At 72.8% G+C, this 21,040-nt stretch carries 14 protein-coding genes; 3 read left to right on the top strand and 11 right to left on the bottom strand.

The window, feature by feature from the left end; all coding sequences use genetic code 11:
• Positions 1-23: 23 nt before the first annotated feature.
• The 3 genes from AB0L89_RS05910 to AB0L89_RS05900 all read right to left on the bottom strand — a co-directional run bounded on the left by AB0L89_RS05910 (position 24) and on the right by AB0L89_RS05900 (position 3,288).
• Complete coding sequence (locus AB0L89_RS05910) at positions 24-953, bottom strand: carbohydrate ABC transporter permease (RefSeq protein WP_365134925.1); 930 nt, start codon at positions 951-953, stop codon at positions 24-26.
• Positions 950-1,969 carry an ABC transporter permease subunit gene (locus AB0L89_RS05905; protein ID WP_365134923.1) on the bottom strand — a complete coding sequence of 340 codons (1,020 nt, stop codon included), beginning with the start codon at positions 1,967-1,969 and terminating at the stop codon, positions 950-952. Before AB0L89_RS05905 ends, AB0L89_RS05910 begins: the two co-directional genes overlap by 4 nt.
• 149 nt (positions 1,970-2,118) lie before the next feature.
• The gene (locus AB0L89_RS05900; RefSeq protein WP_365134920.1) at positions 2,119-3,288 is read right to left on the bottom strand and encodes an ROK family protein; all 1,170 of its coding nucleotides are present in this window, start codon (positions 3,286-3,288) and stop codon (positions 2,119-2,121) included.
• Between the two features lie 96 nt (positions 3,289-3,384).
• Between AB0L89_RS05900 and AB0L89_RS05895 the strand changes: the two genes are divergently transcribed.
• On the top strand, positions 3,385-6,327 hold the full coding sequence (locus tag AB0L89_RS05895) for a glycoside hydrolase domain-containing protein (protein WP_365134917.1): 2,943 nt from the start codon (positions 3,385-3,387) through the stop codon (positions 6,325-6,327).
• A gap of 64 nt (positions 6,328-6,391) precedes the next feature.
• On the opposite strand, the gene AB0L89_RS05890 is transcribed toward AB0L89_RS05895, so the two are convergent.
• Positions 6,392-7,549, bottom strand: a complete 1,158-nt coding sequence (locus tag AB0L89_RS05890) for a CapA family protein (protein WP_365135592.1) — start codon at positions 7,547-7,549, stop codon at positions 6,392-6,394.
• Positions 7,550-7,987: 438 nt separating this feature from the next.
• On the opposite strand from AB0L89_RS05890, the gene AB0L89_RS05885 reads away from it, so the two are divergent.
• Both AB0L89_RS05885 and AB0L89_RS05880 read left to right on the top strand, forming a co-directional pair.
• Positions 7,988-8,503, top strand: a complete 516-nt coding sequence (locus AB0L89_RS05885) for a hypothetical protein (protein WP_365134914.1) — start codon at positions 7,988-7,990, stop codon at positions 8,501-8,503.
• An 81-nt stretch (positions 8,504-8,584) separates the two neighbouring features.
• Positions 8,585-9,211 (top strand): zf-HC2 domain-containing protein, encoded by a 627-nt coding sequence (locus AB0L89_RS05880; protein ID WP_365134911.1) that lies wholly within the window; start codon positions 8,585-8,587, stop codon positions 9,209-9,211.
• A 39-nt stretch (positions 9,212-9,250) separates the two neighbouring features.
• Here AB0L89_RS05880 and AB0L89_RS05875 read toward each other — a convergent pair whose 3' ends face one another.
• The 7 genes from AB0L89_RS05875 to AB0L89_RS05845 all read right to left on the bottom strand — a co-directional run bounded on the left by AB0L89_RS05875 (position 9,251) and on the right by AB0L89_RS05845 (position 20,944).
• Complete coding sequence (locus AB0L89_RS05875) at positions 9,251-10,111, bottom strand: DNA-formamidopyrimidine glycosylase family protein (RefSeq protein WP_365134908.1); 861 nt, start codon at positions 10,109-10,111, stop codon at positions 9,251-9,253.
• A gap of 9 nt (positions 10,112-10,120) precedes the next feature.
• The gene (locus AB0L89_RS05870) at positions 10,121-12,220 is read right to left on the bottom strand and encodes a SpoIIE family protein phosphatase (RefSeq protein WP_365134905.1); all 2,100 of its coding nucleotides are present in this window, start codon (positions 12,218-12,220) and stop codon (positions 10,121-10,123) included.
• A gap of 202 nt (positions 12,221-12,422) precedes the next feature.
• Positions 12,423-13,376 (bottom strand): ParB/RepB/Spo0J family partition protein, encoded by a 954-nt coding sequence (locus AB0L89_RS05865; protein WP_365134903.1) that lies wholly within the window; start codon positions 13,374-13,376, stop codon positions 12,423-12,425.
• A 694-nt stretch (positions 13,377-14,070) separates the two neighbouring features.
• Positions 14,071-15,357, bottom strand: a complete 1,287-nt coding sequence (locus AB0L89_RS05860) for an ATP-binding protein (RefSeq protein ID WP_365134900.1) — start codon at positions 15,355-15,357, stop codon at positions 14,071-14,073.
• Between the two features lie 7 nt (positions 15,358-15,364).
• A complete protein-coding gene (locus tag AB0L89_RS05855) occupies positions 15,365-16,018 on the bottom strand; it encodes a response regulator transcription factor (RefSeq protein WP_365134897.1) in 654 nt (217 codons plus the stop codon).
• Positions 16,019-16,356: 338 nt separating this feature from the next.
• Positions 16,357-19,284: an AAA family ATPase gene (locus AB0L89_RS05850; protein WP_365134894.1), complete on the bottom strand. Its 2,928-nt coding sequence runs from the start codon at positions 19,282-19,284 to the stop codon at positions 16,357-16,359.
• A 433-nt stretch (positions 19,285-19,717) separates the two neighbouring features.
• The gene (locus AB0L89_RS05845; protein WP_365134891.1) at positions 19,718-20,944 is read right to left on the bottom strand and encodes a DUF6777 domain-containing protein; all 1,227 of its coding nucleotides are present in this window, start codon (positions 20,942-20,944) and stop codon (positions 19,718-19,720) included.
• Positions 20,945-21,040 lie beyond the last annotated feature (96 nt).

Here is a 21,040-nt window from a genome sequence, read left to right as displayed (position 1 = left end):
GGGGGAGGTCCGTGAGGGAGGGCTCAGCCCTTGATGGCGCCGGTGAGCACGCCCTTGGTGAAGTACTTCTGCAGGAAGGGGAAGAGCGCCAGGATCGGCAGCAGCGCGAGCATGACCACGGCCATGGAGAGCGACTGCTGGGGCGGCATGTTGGCGATGCCCAGCTGGTCCGCCGTCATGGACTTGTTCTGCACGACGTAGGTGCGCAGGACCAGCTGGATGGGCCACTTGCCGGAGTCGTTGAGGTAGAGCATCGCGTTGAAGAAGGCGTTCCAGTACGTCACCGCGTAGAACAGGCCGACCACGGCGACGACGCCCTTGGAGAGCGGCAGCACGATGCGCGTGAGGATCCGCCAGTCGCCCGCGCCGTCGATGCGGGCCGCCTGATAGAGCTCGTCGGGGATGTTCATGAAGAACGCCCGCAGGACGACGAGGTTGAAGGCGTTGATCAGCACCGGCAGGATCAACGACCAGTAGGAGTCGAGGAGTCCGAGCTCCTTGACGACCACGTACATCGGGACCATGCCCGGCGCGAACAGCAGCGTGAACAGGACCATGAGGAGGACCGGCTTGCTGCCGGGGACGCCGCGCTTGCTCAGGGCGTAGGCGAGCGCGATGGTCGTCAGGAGCGAGAGGGCCGTGCCGACGACGGTGATCAGGACGCTCACGATCACCGCGCGGGAGACGATGCCGCCGGAGAGGATCGTGCGGTACGCCTCCAGGGTCGGCTCCGTGGGGAAGAGGACGAAGCCGCCGGACTCGGTGATCTCCTCGCGGGAGGCGAGGCTGGTGGAGAGGACCGTGAGGAAGGGCAGGATCATCACGGCGCAGATGACGGTGATGACGACGGCCTTCGCGGCGGAGCCGATCTTCGTCGGCGGCTCCTCCCAGACGGGCCGCTCCTCGCGTATCCGGTCCCGCTTGGCGCGCAGGGGGAATCCGAAGCTGCTCATTTGCTGTACACCCCGTGCTCTCCGAAGGCGTGGGCGACCTTGTTGGCGCCCCAGATCATCAAGGCGCCGACGATGCCCTTGACCAGGCCGGCCGCGGCGCCGACGCCCCAGTCGCCGTAGACGACGCCGTGGTAATAGATGTAGGTGTCGAGGACTTCCGCCGCCCGTGCCCCGACCGCGTCGCGCTGGAGCAGGAACTGCTCGAAGCCGACGGAGAGCACATCGCCGAGGCGGAGCACGAGCAGCATGATCGTGACGCCGCGGACGGCGGGCAGCGTGACGTGCCACATGCGGCGCCAGCGTCCCGCGCCGTCGACGGCCGCCGACTCGTACAGGCTCTGGTCGACGTTGGCGAGGGCCGCCAGGTAGATGATCATTCCCCAGCCGATGTCCTTCCAGATCACCTGGCCCGTGATGAGCAGCGGGAAGGTGCTGGGGTCGCTCATCACCTCCAGCGGCGACATGCCGTGGTCGCGCAGGTAGTTGCTGAACAGGCCCGCGCCGCCGAGGACCTGCTGGAAGAGCGCGACGACGAGGACCCAGGAGATGAAGTGCGGGAGATAGACGATGCTCTGCACGAACTTCTTGATGCGCGGGCTGACCAGGCTGTTGATCAGCAGCGCGAGGGCCAGCGGCGCGGGGAAGAAGAAGATCAGCTGGAGCGCGGCGAAGGCCAGCGTGTTGCGGAGCGCCTCCCAGAACGCCGGATCGGCGAACAGCTCCTGGAAGTTGGCGAGGCCGACCAGCGGGCTGTCCTTGAAGCCGATGAAGGGCTGGTAGTCCTGGAAGGCGATGACGTTGCCCAGCATCGGCACGTAGAAGAACCCGATGAAGAACAGCACGCCCGGCGCCATGAGCGCGAGCATCACCCAGTTGTTGCGCAGCCGCGAGCGCAGCGGCGCGCGCATGCGGAGCCCCGAACCGGGCTTGCGCTCGGGGGACTTCGACGACTGCTTCGACACGGACGCGGGCGGTGACGCGGCCTGGGGCCTGCGTCGCGTTGCAGGGGATGTCACACGTTCTCCCTGGCCAGGCGGCACGACGGAATGGGGGCACACCGGCAGAGGGCTTCCCGGCGGCCCTGGGGCCGAATTTAGAAGCCAACTTGCCGAAAGTGAGCCACATCATGGAAGGGCCGCCCGCGCCCGTCAACCACCTTCGAGTCCTAAGGGGTTGGACTTTTCTGCGCGAGGCGGGCGGAGTGTTCCCTCTGTTCCAGGAGGTCCAGTGCGAGACGGGCTGCCCCGATTGCGGTCGATTCCTCACCCAGCGCGGAGGTGCGCACCTCGGGCGCGTGCGGGCAGCGCTCGGCGAGACGGCGTGCGAACGGCTCGCTGAGCAGGGCGCCCGCGCGGGAGATGCCGCCGCCGAGCACGACCGCCCGCGGATCGAGCACGGCGACATGGCGGGTGAGGCTGTCGGCGAGGCACTCGGCGAAGGCGCGCAGGGTGTAGCGGGCGCCGCCGTCGCCGGCGGCCGCGGCCGTGACGACCGCGCGCGCCGCGTTCTCGCGGGTGGGCCGCTCGGCCCCCTGATGGCCGGCGAACCAGTCGAGCAGCCGCTGGTAGGAGAGTTCCCAGCCGTCCCCGGCGACCATTTCACCGGCGGCCGAGTGATGGCCCCGGTGCAGTTCGCCGCGCAGCCACAGGCCGATGCCGAGGCGGTTGCCGACGTAGAGGTAGACGCAGTCGCGCACGTCGACGCTGACGCCGCCGGTGCACTCGGCGAGGGTGGCCAGCTGGATGTCGTTGCCGACGACCACGGGGCCGCGGGCCGCGCCGGAGAGCTCGTGGGCGAGGTCGAGGCCGCTCCACTCGGGCAGCGAGTCGCTCACCGCGACGCGCCCCTCGGTGTCGACCATGCCGCTGGTGCCGACGCCGGTGGCGAGCGGGCGCACCCCGGCCGCCGCCGGCTCGGCCAGGCACCCGGCGATCGCGGTGCGCACGGCGTCGAGCCGCTCGCGCGCGGGCAGGTCGGGCGTGACGGCGACGCGGTGCGCGGCGACCGGGCGGCCGAGCAGGTCGGCGGCGAGCACCAGGACCTTGTGGGCGCCGATGTCCACGCCGAGGACGTGGCCCGCCTCCGCGCGGAAGCGGAACCTGCGGGCCGGCCTGCCGACGCTGCCGCTGCCGGGGGTCAGCTCCACCAGCCGCCCCTCGCGCAGGAGTTGCGAGGTCAGGTCCTGTGCCGTGGGCCGCGATACGCCGATCAGCGCGGCCAGCTCGGGCACGGTGATCTCGTCGCGCTCGCGCAGCACGCGCAGGGCGGCCGCCGCGTTCAGCCGTCTCAGCAGGGACGGATCCCCGCTCGTGGGTCCGCCGATGGATCCGCTCATGGGGCCCTCCCCCTTGACAGCAAGATCGGTTGCTCTCAGGGTGACCCGGAGCGATTGAGAAACTTACCTAATAAACAGCGCCCTTGGGGAGCACAGATGGGTGGGACAGAACCGCGGGCCGGCCATCCCGAGCTGGAGTGCGGCGTCGGCATCTGGGATCAGGACGTCTACGGAAATCATCGCCTCCTGGTGGACGTCCGCGCCGCGGCCCCGGCCGTCGCGGCCGAACTGCCGTGGCGCCGCCAGGACGTGAGCGTACGGTCCGTCACGGGTGACGTGGACGTGATCGTCCTCGCCCCGTCGGGACTGCGGGTGCACAACACGGTCGCAGTGGAGCTGACCGACGAGCGGGGCCGCATCGCCTTCGAGCCGGTGGAGGGTCCCGGCGCGTACGCCGTGCACTATCTGCCCTACGCGCACACGGGCAAGCCGTACTACCCGCAGGCCGCCTACCGCCCGGTCACCCGGACCGCCGACCCCGGCTGGGCGCACCGCTGCGGGCTGACCGGGTCCTCACCGGCCTGGGCCACGCTCCCCCGCGCCGAGGCGTTCCGCTACGAGGCGGCGAGCGCGGTCGACTCGTTCGCGCCGATGGGCTTCGCGGCGACCGCCGACGAGTGCGCGGCACTGCGGCGGGCCCACGGCGGCGAGCCGTTCCTGCTGTTCGGCGAGGACCGGGCCCATCCGCTGGGCCGGTACGGCAGGCTGCCCGCGCGCTGGGCGAGGGCCACGCCCGGCGCGCCGTTCGCGGGCACCGCGGACCGCGGCGAGTTCTACGCCGTGCAGGTCGGCGTGTACGCGCTGGCCGACCTCGCCGACGTGCGCGCCGAGGTGCGCGGGCTGCCCTTCGCGGTGCGGTGCCTGAGCACGGGCGGCATCGACGCGCGCGGCGACGCCTTCGAGCGCCGCGTCGATGTCGGGGCGGGCGGGGTGACGGCGCTGTGGCTGGGCGTCGACGTGCCCGAGCGGGCGCGGCCCGGACGGTACGAGGGGGAGGTCGCCGTGCGGGCGGACGGTGGTCCCGAGCGGGTGCTGCCGCTTCTCCTGACGGTAGACGAGGCCGCCGTCAGCGCGCACGGGGCGGGGGAACCGGGGCGCCTGGCCCGCCTTCGCTGGCTGGACTCGACGCTGGCGCAGGACGACGAGGTGGTCCCGCCGTTCGCTCCCGTGAAAGCCGACGGACACCGGCTCACGCTCCTCGGCCGCACGGTCGAGCTCGGCCCCGACGGACTCCCCCACCGGATCACCTCCACCTTCACGCCGTCCGTGACCCGCGCCGACGGACCCGAGCGCGATCTGCTCGCCGCACCCCTCGCGTTCGACGTCGGCCGTCCCCTGGACCACGGGCCGCTCACTCTCGACCAGCCGGGACCGGCCCGCGTGCGCTGGTCGTCACGGGCCACCGGACAGGACGTACTCCTGCACACCGAGGGCGAGTTGGAGGCCGACGGCTTCCTCGTGCTGCGCGCCACCGTCGAGGCCACCGCCGACACCGGGCTCGACGTGACGCTGGACGTGCCGGTGCGCGAGGACGTCGCGCGGTACGCGATGGGGCTCGGCCTGACGGGCCGCGCGTGTCCGGCCGCGTACGACTGGACGTGGGACACCCCCACCCGCAACCAGGACGCCTTCTGGCTCGGCGACCCGGCGGCCGGGCTCCAGCTCTCGCTGCGCGACGAGCACTACGCGCGCCCGCTCAACACCAACTACTATCGCGAGAAACCGCTGGTCACACCCCGTTCCTGGGCGGGTGACGGGCAGGGCGGGGTGCGGTTGCGCACGGCCGGAGGGGTGCGCTCGCTGGCCGCGTACAGCGGGCCGCTGCGGCTGCGCGCGGGCGAGAGCCGGCGCTTCGAGTTCCGGCTGCTGCTCACGCCGTTCAAACCGCTCGACCCGGCGCGCCAGCTCGGCGAGCGCTACTTCCACGCGTACGCCCCGCCCGAGGAGGTCGCGGCGTACGGCGCGAACGTGGTGAACCTGCACCACGCGACACCGCCCAATCCGTACATCAACGACCCGCTGCTCGCCGCCGAGACGCTGCGCGCCTACACGGACGAGGCGCACCGGCTCGGCGTCCGCGTGAAGGTGTACGACACGGTGCGCGAACTGACCCGGCACACACCGGAGGTGCCGGTGCTCGCCGCGCTCGGCGACGAGATCTTCGCGGCGGGGCCGGGCGGCGGGCACGCCTGGCTCCAGGAGCACATGGGCGGCAGTTACGTCCCGGGCTGGGTGGCGCCCGACGTCGACGACGTCGCCGTGGTCACCTCCGGCGACTCGCGCTGGCACAACTCCTACGTGTGCGGCATCGAGCGGCTGCGCCGGGTCGTCGGCGTGGACGGGCTCTACCTGGACGACGTGGCGTACGACAGGGTCACGATGAAGCGGGTCCGCAAGGCGCTCGCCCGGTCCGGGGAGTCCGCGCCGCTGGTCGACCTCCACTCCTGCAACCAGTTCCGGGAGGCGGACGGCTTCGCGTCGAGCGCCAATCTGTACGCGGAACTGCTGCCGTACGTGGACCGGCTCTGGCTGGGCGAGCTGTTCGACTACGACGGCGAGGGCGGCGCGGACGGCGCCGATCCGGCCTACTGGCTCGTCGAGATCTCCGGCGTCCCCTTCGGTCTGATGGGCGAGATGCTGGAGGGCGGCGGCAATCCGTGGCGCGGTCTCGTCTTCGGCATGACGGCGCGGGCCCCGATGACCGACGTCCGCCCGTTGTGGCGGGCCTTCGACCGGCTGCGCCTGCCCGAGGCGGAGATGACGGGCTGGTGGACGGACGAGCCACCGGTGCGCACGGGCCGCAGCGACGTCCTCGCGACGACCTGGCAGGGGCCAGGCGGCACGGCGACCGCGCTCGCGTCCTGGGCGCCCGGCCCGGTGGAGGTCACGCCGACCACGGCCGACGGCGGGCCCGTGGCGGCGTACGCGCCGGCGATCGAGGGATTCCAGCCCGAGCGGACGTTCGCACCGGGCGAGCCCGTCCCGGTAGCACCGGGACGGGGCTGGCTGCTGCGGCTCGGCTCCGGGGGCGAGGCCTGAGGCGGCCGTCGTGGGGCGGGGCGCACCCGCCCCACGACGGCCCGGACCCGCTCCGGCAGGAGGGCTACTTCCCCATGACGAGCCCGCTCGCCCCCGCTCCCCTGCTCAGGACCACGCGGCGGATGCGGTCGCGGATGCCGCCCACCTCGGCGCCGCGCTCCAGCGCGCGGTTGAGGTCGACGACGCGGCCGGAGTCCGTGTTGAACCACATCGGGATGAACTCGGCCTTCGTCACCTCCCAGCGGGCGCCGGGGCGTGCGGGCGGGCTGAACGTGAAGCGGCCGATGCTGCCCTGGTTGCCGCGCGGGTCGTGGTCGCCCGCGTGGTTGATCATGTCGCCGGCGATCTGGTCGCCCATGCCGTAGATGACCCACGTGCCCTTGCGTCCGCCCACCTTCTCGTAGGCCTGGGGGACGTGCGCGTGCGTGCCGAGGATCAGGTCGATGTCCGGGCGTCCCGCCGTGCGGGACGCCGTGAGCTGCTTGCCGAGGCTCAGCTGCTGACGGTCCGGCTCGTCCTGCCACTCCGTGCCCCAGTGCAGACTGACGACCACGACGTCGGCGCCCGCCTTCCGGGCCGCGCGGGCATCCGCGATGATCTTGTCGCGGCGCATGAGGTCGACCGTCCAGGGCTTGCCCTGCGGCAGCGGGTAGCCGTTGGTGCCGTAGGTGTAGGCGAGCTGGGCGACCTTCGCGCCGCCCGCCCGCAGCCACGCGGGCTCCTTGTCCTCGGCGGCCGAACGCGCCGAGCCCGCGTGCTTGACACCCGCCTTGTCGAGCGCGTCCAGGGTGCGGCGCACGCCCGCAGCGCCGGCGTCCAGGGTGTGGTTGGAGGCGGTGGAGCACGAGTCGTACCCGGTGGCCTTGAGGGCGCGGGCGACCTGGGGCGGGGACTTGAAGGAGGGGTAGCCGCTGTAGTCGCCGTCCGCGCCGTAGACCGTCTCCATGTGGCAGATCGCCAGGTCGGCCTTCTCGATGACCGGCTTGGCGCCCGCGAGCATCGGCACGAAGTCGTAGCCGTCGCCGCCCGCGTCGGCGTTGGCCCTGCGGATGATCGAGGAGTGCGGCAGGACGTCGCCCGAGGCGGCCAGCGTGAAGGCGCGCGGCCCCGCGGCACCGCCGCCCGCCGGGGAGTGGGCCGGGGCCGGGCCGGCGGGGGCGCGGTGCGGCGCCCCCGCCGGCCCGGCGGACGCGGGGGGCCCGGCGGGCTTGTGTTCGGCCATGTCCGGGGCGGCCGAGCAGGCCGTGGTCGCGGTGAGACCCGCGACCAGGAGGGCCACGGCGGCCGTCGCCGGACGCACTGTCCGACGTGCGGTTACTGGGGTTGGGGTGGTCCGTGTGTACCGTGCGATCCGTGCGCGCTGCGTCATCGATCGGGCTCCATGGATGGGGCGATATTCGGCCAGATGAATCCACATGCGGAGCTAACGGCAAATCAAGGACCATTGCCGCCACAGTCCCTGAAACGGAGTCAAACGGCTGACCCCTGTGACGCGAACAACACGCCCCCGCCCACCTGCGGTGAAACCGTGGCCCGGGTCAAGGCTCGGCAAAGCGCCTTGCTCGGGACCCCCGTTCAGTAATCGGCTGTCCTCATCCGTGTGCCGGAGTGGGGGGCCAGAGGCCGGTGACGCACACGGTCCGGAGGAAGGCGGAACGGGATGCGGCACGAGAGCAGAAGGAACACCGACGGCCCCCAGGACGGCGAACTGACCGTGCCGATGGCGTGGTTGTACGCGGAGTACATCGCGGACGAGCTGCTGCGGACCGGCGATCTCATGCCACCCACGTCCTTCGAGTACCGCGCGGGGCGTGACGCCCTCGCCCTGACGATCTTCCTCGCGGACAGCGAAGGCGAGCTGTCCGGAATCCGCGTGATCTCCCAGCTGGAGAACTGGCTGTCGCTGACGGCCTACGACCAGCCGTGGCAGGACTGGGTCCGTGAGCGGATGGACCTGCTCACGGCGGACGCCGTCGACACCGGTGCCGCCCCGCCCGACCTGGCCCTCGCCCAGCTGGCCTGGCGCTGGCTGGAGGAGACCGAGCTGCTCGCGCCCGACCTGGACGCGGTGCCCGGCGGCGCGCCCGTGCCCGGCGAGGAGGACGGGCCGAAGGTGTGGACGCCCGCGTGGCGCCTCGGCCTGCCGCTCGGGCATCTGGCGATCCATCTGTTCTGACGCACCACGCGGCACCTTGAGTGATTCGGCGGTCCGCTGCGTACCGGAGGGCAAGCGACACCCTCACCGACAAGGAACGCCATGAGGCCCCAGGAGCGGCACCGCGACGCAGGCGCCTACGCGCTGGGCGTCCTCGACCCCGCGGACGCGTTCCGGTTCGAGGACCACCTCTCGGGGTGCCCCGCCTGTCTCCTCGCCCTGGACGAACTGACGCCGACGGCACGGCAGTTGACGTGCCTCGGACGCGGCACTCAGGTCGTCGCGCCGAGCCCGGGACTGCTCGACCGGCTCCTTGGGGAGACCGGGCGGCTGCGCGCGGCGCGGCGCAGGCGGTCGCTGTGCGCGGTCGCCGCCGCCGTGCTGCTGGCCGTCGGCGCGCCCGCCGTGTCGGTGGTCACGGCGGACGGGAACGGCCCTTCGGCGCGGGTGAGCGCCGGGGAGGGCGGGGTCCGGGCCACGCTGACCGCGTACGACCGTGCCTGGGGCACGGAGATCGGTCTGACGGTGCGGGACCCGGGAGCGTCGGGGTGGGTCTGCGAGCTGGTCGCCGTCGCCACCGACGGCTCCGAGCAGACCGTCACGACGTGGCGCGCCCCGGCCGGGACCGTGCGGACGTGGGGCGTCGCCGCCCTGCGCCCGGCGCGGACCGACCGCTACGAGGTGCGCACGGCCGACGGGAAGCGGCTCCTGACGCTGCCGCGCCCGTAGGGGCCCGGCGCGCCGGGAGCGGCGCCCGGCCGCGGGCCGCTACTTCAGCAGCCGCGACATCCGCCGGTCCGCGAGCGGCCTGCCGCCCGTCTGACAGGTCGGGCAGTACTGGAGGGACGAGTCGGCGAAGGACACCTCCCTGATCGTGTCGCCGCACACGGGGCACGGCTCGCCGGTGCGGCCGTGCACGCGCAGGCCGCTCTTCTTCTCCGCCTTGAGGCGGCCCGCCGCGACACCGCGCGAGCGCTCCACCGCCTCGGTCAACGTAGCCAGCAGCGCCACATGCAGCCCATGGACCTCCTCCTTCGTGAGACCGGACGCGAGCTTGTACGGGGACATCCGGGCCGCGTGCAGGATCTCGTCGCTGTACGCGTTCCCGACGCCCGCGATCAGGCTCTGGTCGCGCAACGCCCCCTTGATCCGGCGCCGTTCGCCCGCCAGGAGGCCCGCGAGGCGCTCCTCGTCGAAGTCGGGCGCCAGCGGGTCGGGGCCGAGGCGGGCGATGCCCGGGAGCCGCTCCGGCGCCTCGGTGACGTACACCGCGAGGCGCTTTTGGGTGCCCGCCTCCGTGAGGTCGAAGCCCGCCCCTGTCTCCAGGGCGACGCGCAGCGCGAGCGGGCCCTTGCCGGGCCGTGGGGCGCCGTCGGGAAGCCGGTCCTTCCAGTGCAGCCAGCCGGCCCGCGCCAGATGCGTGACCAGGTGCAGTCCGTCGGCGTCGAGGTCGAGGAACTTGCCGTGCCGGGCCACGCCGGTCACGGTGCGGCCCTCCAGGGCGCTGAGCGGCGGATCGTACGTCTTGAGGACGCTCACCGCGGCCGGCAGCACGCGCGCGATCCCGAGGCCGACCAGATGGTCCGTCAGAAAGCCGCGCAGGGCCTCCACTTCGGGCAGTTCCGGCATCTCGTCCCCTCAGCTCCGCGGGTTCCTGGCGGGCACGACGAACTCGCACCACACGCACTTGCCGCTGCCGCGCGCGTCCACGCCCCAGACGTCCGCGAGCCGGTCCACCAGGAGCAGCCCGCGCCCCGACACCCCGTCCTCGCCGGCGTCCCTGCGGCGCGGCAGGGCGCTGGAGGAGTCCTCGACGTCCACCCGCAGCCGCCGGTCGGCGCCGCTCAGGACGCGCAGGGTCACGATCGCGGAGCCGTCGGTGTGCATCAGGGCGTTGGTGATCATCTCGTCGGCGACCAGTTCGATCTCGTCGGCGCGCTCGCCGGCGCCCCAGGCGCGCACCGCCGCCCTGATCATGTGCCGGGCCTCCGCCAGCGCCTCCGGGTCGCTCGGCGCGACGTGCTGCTGGAGGCGGCCGCCCGACTGGGGCGCGTCGATCAGGCGGCGGCGCATCAGGAGCAGCGCGGCGTCGTCGTCCCCGCCGCGGTTGTCGACGACACCGCAGAGCCGGTCGGCGAGCCGCTGCAGGTCGCGGGGGCCGGTGGCGGCGAGCTCGGTGAGGACCCGCATGCCGTCGTCCAGGTCGGCACCCGGCTCCTCGACGAGGCCGTCGGTGCAGAGCAACAGGGTCTGGCCCGGGTCGAGTTCGAAGGTGGTCACGGGGTAGTCGAGCCGCCCGAACTCGGCGGACAGGCCGAGCGGCAGCCCGCCGTCGACGGGCACGCGGCGGCAGGAACCGTCGGTGAGCTGCACCAGCGGGTCGATGTGGCCGGCCCGGACGAACTGCACGACGCCGGTCGACAGGTCCGCCTCCGCGTACAGACAGGTCGCGAAGCGTTCGGTGTCCAGTTCGTGCAGGAAGCCGGAGGCGCGGGCCATGACGGTGGCGGGCGTGTGCCCCTCGGCGGCGTAGGCGCGCAGCACGATGCGGAGCTGGCCCATGACGGCCGCGGCATGCGTGTCGTGGCCCTGGACGTCGCCGATGACGGCGCCCACCCGGCCGCCGGGCAGCGGGATCACGTCGTACCAGTCGCCGCCGATGTCCCGGCCGAGCGCCGCCGAGCGGTAGCGCACGGCGATCTCCGCGCCGGGCACGCCGGGGATGCTGCGCGGCAGCATGGCCTGCTGGAGCCCCTGGGCGAGGTCCTTCTCCTGCTCGTAGAACATCGCGCGCTGCAGGCTCTGGGCGATGCTGCTGCTCAGCGCGACCAGGAGGTCGCGCTCCTCCTCCACGAAGCCGGTCTTGTCCTGGTAGAGCAGGCCGAGGACGCCGATGACGCGGCCCTGCGCGATCAGCGGCAGATACGCGGCGGCGGTGATGCCGAGCTCGTCGATGTGCGGCCACAGCAGCGGGTAGGACTCGGCGAAGTCCTCGGCGGTCTCGATGTAGCGCGGCGCGAGCGTGCGGACGACCTCGCTCATGGGGTACGACTCGTCGACGCGGGTGACGCGGGTGCCCGGCACGTAGCTGCCCGCGGGCCCCTCGGCGACCAGCCTGATCCGCCCGGCCTCGACGAGGCCCATGACGAGGTTGGCCGCGCCCAGGTGGGCCAGGCCGTAGGTGTCCTTGAGCACGTCGATGACGTCCCGCACGGTGCGGGCGTGCGCCAGCGCGGCCGTGGTGCTCTGGACGATGCTCGTCGTGCGGCGCCGCTCGGCCTCCTCGTCGGCCCACCGGCGCAGCCTGGCCGGGCTGTCGCCGAGCTCCTGGGTGGCGTCCCTGACGACGCCGAGGATGCGGTGCGGGCGGCCCGTGGCGTCGCGCTGGATGCGGCCGTGGGTGTGCGTCCAGCGCAGGGTGCCGTTGCGGCGCCGGACCCGGAAGTACGCGCCGTACGTCTCGCTGCCGTCCTTGAGGGCGTGCGAGACGATCTGGTCCAGGCGGTGGCCCTCCATGGTCGGCACGCGCAGGGCGAGGGTCTCGGGCCGGTTGTCGTACTCGTCGGGGCGTACGTCGAAGACCTCGTGGGCGGTGGCGTCCATGACCATCAGGCCGGAATCGAGGTCCCAGTCGAAGCAGCCCATGCGCAGCGCGGCCCCGTACAGCGCCAGGAAACAGCCCGGTGGCTCCCCTGGCTGCTGTCCGCGGCGGCAGTGCTCCGCCGGGTCGTGCTTCATGGGCCCACGCTAGGCGGAGGCCCTTGAGCGCGCATGTGGACGCGGGCGGGGCGGGGGTCGGAACGGGTGCGCGGCGGCACGGACCGGCCTCGGCGTCCAACCGGGCAATCGCCCACTTGGACGGCTCAGCCGTGCCGTGCCGCCCCCCGCGCCCGTGGTGGCGGCCGGGCCCCGGGCCGGTGCTCCCGGGGCCCGGCGCCCGCTACGCCGTCTCCGCGACCTTGCTCTGCACCCGCACCGCCACCTCCGTCCACATCTCGGCGCTCTCGGCGGCGAGGTAGGCCACGATGCCCCGGCAGTGCGGCGGCACCTTGTCGATGATCTGGTCCCACTCCTCCATGCTGATCGTGTGGATGTTGAGCAGCCGCAGCAGCGTGCGGCCGATCTCGCTGAAGCGCAGCGCCGGGTCGGCCTTGAGCCGCTGGACGGCGGCGGCCCGGTCCTGGGCGGCGTCCCGGTCGGGCACGGCGGAGGGCCGGCCGACGCGCGGGGCGGGGACGGCGGGCACCCGGTCCTCGCCCTGCGCCTGCCTCCCGCGCCGCGGCACCGGGTCCTCGCCCCGCATCATGCGGTTGCGCACGTCCCGTACCGTCTCCGGCGAGATGGAGGCGACGCGGGCTACCTGGCGCAGTGACAGGCCGGGATTCTGTGCGATCAGCTCACTCGCGAGCCTGCGCCCCTCGGCGCCGTTGATCGGCCGCACCCGGCCGTCGTGGCCGATGCGGCTCGACTCGCCCGTGCGGCCGCCCGGGGCGCGTCTGCGGATGTCCGCGACGGTGCCGGGGGCGATGCCGCTGACCGAGGCGATCATGCGGTCCGACCACTGTGGATGGGAGGCGATGATGCGCGCGGCGGCGCGCTTGCGGTCCGCCGCCGTCAGCGGCAGGCCGTGCGTGACGTTGGACTCGACGGCGAGCACGAAGGCGTCGGCCTCCGGCCCGTCGAAGTACTTCACCGCTATCTTGCTCTGCCCCCGGAGTTCGGCGGCGCGCAGCCGGTGCAGACCGTCGATGACGCGCATCGTCGGACGGTGCACGGTGATGGGCGGCAGCGGGGTCTGCACGACCGCCAGTGCCTCGACGTGCTCCGGATCGACTCCGGACGTGCGTGGTGAGCCTGCCGTCGACAGCGAGCCGATCTCGACTTCGACGACCATAAGTTGGTCGATCTGTGCGTGCCCAGGTGTTGCCAACTCAACTCCCCCTTGAGCTCTGTTGTCCCCCGTGTGTGTGCGTCCCGGCACACCGAACGGCTCACGCCACACCGCCGCGCCCCTCCCGCGGCCACCGGGCGGTCCGGCCCGGTGACGACTCCCGGAGGAGTACGTCGATGGGGTGCGCCACGTACGCGTTCGCCCTTGGTCGAGGGCCCCTGAAATGAATGCGTTGCGCGCTGCGCAGGCGTGTTCTCCCGGAACGGCGAAGGGTGCAGCGCGCAGTCGTGCACCTTCGCCGTCTTCAACCACCGCTATGAATCCGCGCCGAACATCTCGTCGAATTACAGAAATGCTCCCGCACGTGGCACCCCTGCCCCTTCCACGGGAATACGTGCCAACGCGATCCGGGAGAAAATCCCCCGTGAACCGCGCATCTTCACCCTAACAACGGGCTTTCCGGGCGGGTACCCCTCACTCGGAGCGCGCCACTGGCTTCGCCACCCCTAGCCACCCCTACCGGCCCGCACACCAGCGCCGATCACCGGAAGGTACGGTCCTTCGACGCCCGCGGAATGGACGGAGCGGGGGAATCCGTCGAGCGGTCGGGGGGAATCCGTCGAGCGGGGCGCATTCCGTTCACACGGGTGCGTGGGCATTCATCAGGCGACCACCGTAGAAGCGCCCCGGGTTTTCCTCAACGCAGTCCGGACGCATTGTCCAACTGTGCAAACTCCGTGCCGTGTTCACCGGAAAGTCCGACGCACGGCGGAAAGACGACTTCCACCGCGAGTCCGCCGCCCGGACGGGCCGCCGCGCTGATCACCGCGTCATGGGCGGCCGCGACCGCGTGGACGATCGAGAGCCCGAGCCCGTGGTGCCCCTCGGCCGCCGTCCGGCCGAGCCGCTGGAAGGGTTCGAAGAGCCGCTCGACGTACTCCGGCGGCACCGGGGGCCCGGTGTTGGACACGGCGACGACGGCGCGCCCGCCCCGGGTGCCGGTCACCAGGCGGAGCCGGCCCTCGGGGACGTTGTGGCCCACGGCGTTGTCGACGAGGTCGGACACCAGGCGGTGGACGAGGGCGGGGTCGCCCACCAGGGGCGCCGGGCCCGTCTCGGTGTCGGCCCGCAGGCCGCGCCGCGCGATCTCCGGGCCCGCCGCGTGCACGACCTGTTCGGCGACGAGCGACAGGTCGAGCGGTTCCCGGTGGTCCAGGCCGCGCTGGCTGCCGGCGAGCGCGAGCAGCGACTCCAGGAGGCGGGCCTGCTGTTCGCTGATCTCCAGGAGGCGCTCGAAGTTGGCCCGGAACGACTCCGTGGTGGCGTCGCGGTCGATGAGCGACTCCTCCAGGAGCGCGTGCTCCAGGGTGAGCGGGGTGCGCAGTTCGTGGGCCGCGTTGGCGACGAAGCGCCGATGGGCGTCGAGCGCCGTCTCCAGCCTGCCGAGGAGTCCGTCGACGGTGTCGGCCAGGTCCTTGAGCTCGTCGGCGGGTCCGGTGACGGCGAGCCGTTCGTGGATGTTGTCGGCCGAGATGCGCCGGATGGTGCCGGTCATCGTCCGCAGGGGACGCAGCACGCGGTGGGCGATGAGCCAGCCGAGCACCACCGAGATCACCACCATGACGGCGAGCGCGATCCCGGACTGGACGAGGAGTTCCCGCAGGTTGGCCGCGTGCTGGCGGGCGGCCTGCTCGGTCAGCTGCCTCGTGGCGTCGCCGGGCCGGGCGATGGGCCCGGGGCCCGGCAGACCCACGTCGGGCAGGAGACCGCCGTCGGGCCGCGGGACGCCGCGGCCGCCGGGGTCCTCGACCAGGACGCGGTTCCCCGAGGCCCCGGCGACCAGCAGGTAGGTGATCCCGAGCAGGACCGCGCCGGAGACGACGAACAGCACGCCGTACAGGAGCGTCAGGCGCACGCCCACCCGTCGGGGCACCAGACGGCGGGTCAGCGGGCGGGCCGGGGTGGCGAGCGAGGGCAGGCGCATGGGTCCCTCAAATCCGGTAGCCGCCCCGAGGAATGGTCTCGATGACGGGCGGGTTGCCGAGCTTGGGCCGCAGGCGGTTGATCGTCGCCTTGACGGTGGTGGTGAACGGGTCCGTCGCCTCGTCCCACACGCGCTCCAGGAGCTCCTCGGCCGACACGACCCGGCCCTGGGCGGCGAGCAGGTACTCCAGGACCGCGAACTCCTTGGGTGTGAGCGGCAGTCGCTCCCCCGCGCGCGAGGCGATCCGCTGCCCCGGGTCGAGCCTGAGGTCGCCGCGGACGAGCACCGGCGGCAGCGCGGGCTGCGAGCGCCGGGCCAGCGCCCGGATGCGGGCGACCAGTTCGGCGTACGCGAACGGCTTGGGGAGGTAGTCGTCCGCGCCGAGGCTGAAGCCCTCCACGCGGTGGGCGATCGTGCCGGACGCGGTCAGCATCAGCACCCGTGCGTGCAGGGGCTGTTCGGCCAGTCTGCTGCAGACCTCGTCGCCGTGCACCCCGGGCAGGTCGCGGTCGAGCACGACCACGTCGTACTCGACCACTGAGGTGCGCTCCAGGGCGTCGGCGCCATCGTGGACGACGTCGACCGCCATGCCTTCGCGGCGCAGCACGCGCGCCACCGACTGTGCGAGTTCGGTGTGGTCCTCGACCACCAGTACCCTCATCGCCCACCCCTCGCCGGCCATGTCCCGGACGGGGGGAAGGGGCTACGCGAACTGATCATGACGAACCACGTTGCCCGATCCCCCGTCACATACCGGTCACAGCGTCCCCCGGATCCGTGCAGCGTATCCCCGGACACGGACATTCCTGTGCATCGGTCACAGATCTTCGGACCGCCGTGTGACCGGAGGCCGCGTAGAAACGGAATCGCCACCGCGACTGCCGCGCAGGACCCATCGCGACGACAAGGAGAGCCGGCCGTGGTCACCAACGGGGAGACGGACACATGACCGGCGTCCTCCTGATCCTCGGTCTCGCCGGGGCGGTGCTCCTCCACCGCCTAGCACACGTGCATCCGGTCGCCGGCGTCGTGCGTCGCGGGCCCCTCGCGGCCGCCCGGCCCGGCGAGGGGGCTGAGCTTGGCCGCGAGGTCCGCGCGGCGCTGGACGTCGAGTTTGCGGTAGGCGCGGGTCAGATGCTGCTCGACGGTGCTGATCGTGATGCAGAGCTTGTCGGCGATCTGACGGTTGGTGTGGCCACGGACGGCGAGCGTGGCCACACGCAGTTCGGCGTTGCTGAGTTCGTCGGGATGTCGGCGGTTCCCGGACGACCACGGCTGTTCCGCGGGGTGCGGGCTGCCGGTGTCGGCCGGGTGCGCCACCCGGGGCACGGGCACACCGCACTCCTCCGCCAGCTGTTGCGCCTTGCGGGCCAGGGCCCGCGCCTGACCGACCTTCCCGAGCTCGCGCTGGGCGCGGGCCAACTCGTCGGTCGCGCGGACCAGTTCGAGCCGATGACCACGGTCCCGCAGGATCTCGACGGCCTCGCCGAGGAGCGGCGGGCGGTGCGCCGCCCGGAGCGCCCCCGCGAGCACCCGCAGCGAGACGGCGCGCACCCAGCCGCTCTCCCGGCCGAACCTGGCCAGCTGCTCCTCGGCCAGCGCGCGGGCACGGTCGTCGTCGCCCAGCGACAGATGGGCCTCGGCCGCGTCGGTGCGCCAGGGCACCAGCGCGGGCAGGTCCAGCTCCCAGCGGGTCATGAGGTCCCCGCAGGTGAGGAAGTCGTCGAGCGCGGCATAGGGACGGCCCGCGGCCAGGTAGTAGTGGCCGCGGGCCCGCAGATAGAGCAGCCCGTCGGGGGTCTGGAAGGCCGGGTCCGGTACGGGGACGCCGAGCTGGGCGGCCGCCTCGTCGAGCCGGCCCATGGCGGTCTTGGCGAACACGGCGGTCGCGAGGGGCGCGGCGACGGACACCCCCCAGCCGTCGGCGGGCACCAGCGCGAGCGCCGTGCGCGCGGACTCCTGGGCGGCCAGGAGTCCGCCCGCGCGCAGCTCGATGCGGGCCTTGGCGGAGGCGAGCAGCGCCTGCCACATGGGCGCGCGGCGCTCGGCGGCCTCCGCCAGGAGGGTCCCGCACCAGAATGCCGCGCTCTCCAACCGGTCGGCGAGGACGAGGGAGTTGACCGCGAGCAGGAGCGCGGCCAGCGTGCCGTCGTCCAGGCGGGTGCTCTGGAGGATCTGCTCGGCCCTGACCACGACGTCGTCGCCCGACCCGTCCAGGAGCGCCTTGATCAGCGTCAGGGCCCGCTGGTGGGGGCCGCGCGCCAGGGACTCCGCGTGCCGCGGGAGCGCCTGCTCGGGCGTGGTGTGCTCCGGGCTCGCGCCGAGGCAGGTGCGGGCCGAGGCGGGCAGGCCGGGGAAGGCGTACGCCATCCAGCGGCGCGGGCAGTCGTGCCGGGCGGGCGTTCCTGGTCCGGGCTGCGCCCAGGGCTCGGAGCCGTGCCGTTCGGAGGCGTCGAGCACGTCGAGGGCGCGCTCCACCTGGCCGAACCACAGGAGGTGTCCGACGAGTTCGTCGGCGTGCCGGGTGCCGAGTCTGCCGTCGAGCGCGGCGGCCGTGAGCTCGGGCAGGTGCTGGGCGACGCTGGACGGGTTCACGCGCCAGCCCGCGCGGGTGAGCGCGGCCTTGATCTCCAGGGCCTGGCGGGCGTCGGTGCAGGTGTCGCGGGCGACCCGCAGGCAGGTGAGGGCCAGGTCGATCTCGTCGTCGGCGAGGGCGCGCTCGGCCGCGTCGATGAGCGTGCACAGCGCCCAGGGCGCGTCGACCGTCCCCGCGGCGATCAGGTGCTGCACGACGGCGGTCGCGGCCGCGCCGTGCTCGTGCAGGACCTGGGCGCAGCGGGCCTCGACGCGGGCGCGGTCGGCCGGCTCCAGGCTTCTGAGGACCGCGGCGCGCCCGGCCTCGTGGCGGAACCAGCCGCCGTCGAGCAGACCCGCCTCGTTCAGGGCGCGCAGGCTGCGGTGGAGGGATTCGCGGCCGGCGCCGAGGATCTCCATGAGCTCGGCGAGCGACACGTCGGTGCCCGCGACCGCCAGTGCCCAGGCGGTGCGCCGGGTGGCGAGGTCGCTGCGGTAGAGGCAGGTCGCCACGGCCTGCACGAAGGCCTCGCCCGGCACCAGCGTGGTGGAAGAGGCGATTCCGGTGGCCGGGGCGTGATGGTCGTCGCGCCGCGCGCGGCCGGCGCGGGCGCGGTGGTCCTCGATCAGCGCCCGGGTCAGGAGCGGGCTGCCGCCGCCCATCTCATGGAGCTCCGAGACGAGCTTGCGCGTCCCCCACCCCGACTCCTCCTGCTCACCGTATACGGAGATCATTTCCGCGACGCCCTGCCGCCGCAGCGGACCGAGCCTGATATTTCGGCAGCCGGGCAGGCGCAGCAAATCGACGCGCAGTCGCGTATTACCGGCCAGGAAGCCACTGTTTTCCCCCAGCACGACCAGAATGCGACTGACGTCAAGTCGGCGCGCCAGGTAGAGCAGGCATTCCAGGGAGTGCCCGTCGGCATGGTGCACATCGTCGATGGCGAGCACCACGGGCCTTTCCCTGGACATTTCGAGGACAATCCCGCAGAGCTCGGGAATCTCGTCCATCGCCACGGCGGGAACTTCTCCCGCCGCCCTGCGCGACTGCGCCGTGCCCGCGATGACCTCCACGAGCCGCTCCGCGCGCCGTGCGTCCGCGCCCGGCAGCCCGGCGCCGAGCAGCAGCTGCCCCATGACCCCAAGGGGCAGATCACTCTCCGCGTCCGACGCCGTGGCCTGGAGATACAGGGCGCCCGCCGCGGTCGCCCGCGCGCCGAAGGCGCGCAGCAGCGCGGTCTTGCCGCTGGCGACAGGACCGCTTACCAGAACGACTCCGCCATGCCCGCCCGCACACGCGTCGAGCATGTTTTCCATGATCGAGAATTCTTCACCACGTTCCACCAAGTTCATGAGCCGACTTCTCCCCCGCGCCTGACGGCTGATCGTTGAGCGGCCCGCGGTCGAGCTGGATCAATTCGTTCGACTTGACCGGCCACCCGTGCGTCGACTCTGCCATATTTGAAAATCAACTGCCAGCACTATTTGACTCAATGCCGCCTTATTACCGTCGCGAATGCGCCACACCCCGCAAAATCGGACTGGCCCGCTCCATATTCATCGCAAACTCTTGCGGATTTGCCTGATGAGTGAACTCAACGGCATTCCCGTGCGAAGTCGCGACTCAAGTGAATACACAGGAGTGGCGAATGGGACGGCAGCGACGAATGGGTTCGGGAACGTTTGGCCCGTTCCGCATGGCACGCCCGGCCGTCGCCTGACTGGTTCGCGGACGTCGGTTCCCCGCCTTTCCTGAGCCCTTCGGGAAGGGCTCCTCAGCGCCGCGTCAGCTCGCGAAGGTGCCGGGATCGCTGTCGGTAAGGGGGTTCTCGGACAGATACGGATCGTCGGGCACGAGGCCGTCGTCCTGCGAGGGCCCGTCGGTGTCACCCTCCGGAGGCGGCACCACGTCCGTCGACGGGCCGTCCGGCACCGAAGGCGTCACGGGCGAGGGGCAGCCGGGCGGCAGGGGCGACGGCGGCTGCGCGGGGTCGCCGGTCCACGGCGACGGCGAGGGGCAGTCCGTGGACGAGCCGTCCGGGTCCTGGTCGGGACCGGTGGGCCGGCCCGGGGTGTCGCCCTGGTCGGGGCTCTGCTCGCTCGGGTCCCCTTCGTCCGGATCGCGCTCCCCCGGATCCGACGCGTCGGGATCCGACGGGTCCGGCGAGTCCGGGTCCTTGGCCGACGGGGACGTCGGGGGCTTGGCCGGCGTGGTGGGCGCGGGCGGCGTCGGCGGCACCGGCGGCTTGGTCGCGCGGTCCTGGTCGGCGTCCTCGTCGCCGATCTTCCGCTCGATCCAGGTGTTGTCCACGATGTTCACGATGGTGATGTTGATGATCGGCCGCGGCGCCGGCGTCACCACGACCACCCGCGTGGGCTGATAGCCGCTCCACTGCTGTCCGTTGTGGCGGGGCGCGCCCTGGAAGGCGACCGGCGGCTTCAGCGGGTTGCCGCACGCGCAGCGGACCCGCGGCAGCCCCCGGTCGTCGACCAGGACGGCCGTGCCCGTCTGGAGGACGGACTGGAAGCTGGTCGCGGAGCCGCCGCGGAAGCCGTGGTTGGTCACACGTGTGTCGGCCCGCAGCACGACGGGGGTCAGTCCCCGCAGGAAGCCCGGTACGTCGGCCCGGTCGATGCCGGACGCCTGGGCGAAGGCGCGGGCCTTGGCCTGGTCGGCGGTGAGGAAGCGCACCTGCCGGTCGACGTCGCAACTGCCGACGGAGTGCGTGCCGCCGTACAGGCCGGGGGTGCCGCCCTCGATCGAGCGGGTGCCCTGTGGGGTCGCGGACCCGGTGGGCGACGGCTGCGGCGAACGGGTGACGGGCGGCGGGGTCGCGGCGGTCTTCGCCGTCGATGCGGTGAACGGATCGGGGCCCTGTGCGGCGACCGGCTGCAGGAACAGCTCGCGGCCGCCGTCGGCGGTGTCCTTGTCGCCGCCGCCGGAGCAGCCCGCGAGCCCGAGGGCCGCCGATATCGCGAGGGCCGTCACATGGGTCCTGGTGGGTGCGCGCACCGGTTCTCCCGCCGTCGCCGTGCTTTTTGCCCCCTTCGTCCGGGGCGTTCCGCTCATTGTCTGCGGGCGCGCGGACGGGCGCGCAAGCCGACAGGT

This window comes from Streptomyces sp. NPDC052114 (assembly GCF_040680155.1).
In the GTDB taxonomy this organism is placed as follows: Bacteria; Actinomycetota; Actinomycetes; order Streptomycetales; family Streptomycetaceae; genus Streptomyces.
The sequence above is the reverse complement of the archived record's forward strand: the minus strand, read 5'-3'. Positions and strand labels throughout refer to the sequence as shown.